The sequence below is a fragment of the Mesorhizobium sp. M7A.F.Ca.CA.001.10.2.1 genome (genome assembly GCF_003998575.1).
Taxonomy (GTDB): domain Bacteria; phylum Pseudomonadota; class Alphaproteobacteria; order Rhizobiales; family Rhizobiaceae; genus Mesorhizobium.
The window spans coordinates 1-2,178 of record NZ_RZQY01000838.1 but is presented as its reverse complement, the minus strand read 5'-3'; the positions used below and the strand labels follow the sequence as shown (position 1 = coordinate 2,178).

2 protein-coding genes and 1 pseudogene are annotated in these 2,178 nt (G+C 62.5%); all 3 read right to left on the bottom strand.

The window, feature by feature from the left end; translation table 11 throughout:
• Positions 1-391 (bottom strand): DMT family transporter (locus tag EN964_RS32420; protein WP_164776216.1); only part of this gene is annotated, 391 nt, incomplete at its 3' end.
• A gap of 60 nt (positions 392-451) precedes the next feature.
• Positions 452-1,339: a DMT family transporter gene (locus EN964_RS32415; RefSeq protein ID WP_127272334.1), complete on the bottom strand. Its 888-nt coding sequence runs from the start codon at positions 1,337-1,339 to the stop codon at positions 452-454.
• Positions 1,340-1,514: 175 nt separating this feature from the next.
• Positions 1,515-2,178, bottom strand: a pseudogene (locus EN964_RS32410) (peptidase S10); the annotation flags it as partial.

Below are 2,178 nucleotides of genomic sequence, written 5' to 3'. Positions count from 1 at the left end.
ACCGGAAGGGTTCGCGCGTCAGAACCCAAGCCAGCAGCGCGGTGACGAAAGGTGCTGTGGCATAGATGACCGCGACATTGGCGACGAAGGTGAACTTGAACGCCGAGATGAAGGCGATGCTGGCCAGAGCTCCCTCTACCGCCAGCAGCCAGCCGCGCCAGCCAAGCCGCAGCGTTTCGCGGTTACCGGAACGGTGACGCCGCCACAGCACATAGAAGCTGATCAGGATGGCGCCGACAAAGCCGCGCCAGCAGATGATGGTCAACGGGTCGGCATGGATCGACTTTGTCAGAACACCGGTCAGGCCGAAAACGGCAGCTGAGGACGACACCAGGATGATGCCGAGTGTGCGCTCTGCGGCGGTGTCGGTGGCGGCTGCAATGTCAGTCATGCAACCAGCCTACGCCGCTTGGTCCTGACATCGTAGTGTCAGCAATGATGGTGATCCACATCATAGGCGTTTGCGGAAATGCTCGGTGCCGACGATCAACAGGCCGGCGGCGACGATCAGCGCAGCGCCCAGGAACACCTCGCGGCGCGGCACGTCGCCCCAGATCGCAAAGCCGAGTGCGAATGCCCACAACAGCGAGGTGTATTCCAGCGGCGCGAGGACCGAAGCCGGTGTGCGCTTCATGCCTTCGAACAGAAGATATTGTGCCAGGCCGCCGAGTGCGCCGACGCTGGCAAGGAGCAGCAACTGAGCCCCGTCCGGTGTCCGCCACAACAACAATGCCGGCACCGCCGAAAACAGCAGGAAATAGAAATTGTTGAGCAGGAGCTGGATCATCGAGCACTCGGCAAGGGCGGTCTTGCGCAAGAGCACGATGGCGATGCCCCACAAGAAGGCCGCCGCCAGCACCAGCAGCACCGGCACGGACAGGCCGAGATGGGTCGGATCGCAAGCGACGAACACGCCGGCAAAGCCGATCAGCACCGCCAGCCAGCGCAGCATCGGCACCTTTTCGCCGAGCAGGAACACTGAAAGCACTGTGACGATGATCGGGGCCGCATAATAGACGGTGGTCAGCTCGGCGAGCTGCAGGCTGCGCGCGGCGTTGTAGTAACACAGCCACGCAGCAAGCGTGAAGGCACTGCGCACCAGCATCGGCCGCACGATCGGCGAGCGCATCGTGTCGGCAAACAACTGTCGTCCGCCGATCGCCGCGCACGCGCCCAGAATGGCAATGCTGCGGAAGAACATGATCTGCCAGACGCTCATGCCGACGACCAACAGCTTGATCGAGGCATCCTGTGTCGAAAACAGCAAATAGGCAGCACCGGTCAGCAGGATGCCTGCAAGCACCCGCTCGCGTGTTTCGAGAATGGCGATATCGGCCATAAGGCGCGTGGGACCAAATTGCCGGAGCGGCAGAATGCTGTGAGGAGCGACACGAGGAGCTGTGAATTCAGTTCCCTCGGCACCAAGCTATAAGGGCGAAAATCGCTGCGGCGCTACGCCAGCCCGCTGGTTATGTTGGGGCAGGGGGCCATGCCGAGCTGCACTGTCGCCAAGCCTACTGCGTCGCCTGGTAAAGCTCCGAAGCGGCTTCTTTCAGCGCGCGTCGGCCGTCGGACCTGAAATACATCATGTGCCCGCCCTCGACGACATCGAGACGGATAGGCTTGGCATCGGCGAGCGATGGGATCTGGTTCACCAGGTAGCGCGAGGCGAGGTAAGGCGTGACCAGGTCGGTGTAGCCGTTGACGATCACGACACCAAGCGAAGGGTTCAGTGAGCGTGCGCGCTGCAGATCGTCCATCACTCCGGCATAGCCTTGCCGCGAGGCGCTGGTCCCGTAATCCCATTTGTGGCTGATTTCGCCATTGAGCAGCCGATAGCTGACATCGGTGCGGAAACTCAATTCGTCACGGATGTAGCCGACGAAAGCCGACGTCAGCGCCGGCACGCTGCGGTCGAGCACCGGATCCGGGCCGGCGATGCGGGCGCTCTCAGGCGCGATATCGGCTGTGCCGATCGTGGCGTCATAGGGGCTGAGCACCTTGCCGCTGGCACGGGCGAACTCCCTTGCGAACAGGCTGGTGGGGATGCGAGCGGAGTTCCGTTGCACCAAATCGAGTGGCAGGCCGGTGATCTCAGCGACGCGCTGGCTCGCCAGCCGCCTGCCTTGCTCCAGTCCGCTGGTGATTGCCGTAAGGTAATCGCCCATCGCATAATGT

Bases quoted from the DNA above. Each gene is read 5' to 3' on its own strand.
- EN964_RS32415 (WP_127272334.1), bottom strand. From the start codon at position 1,339: ATGGCCGATATCGCCATTCTCGAAACACGCGAGCGGGTGCTTGCAGGC.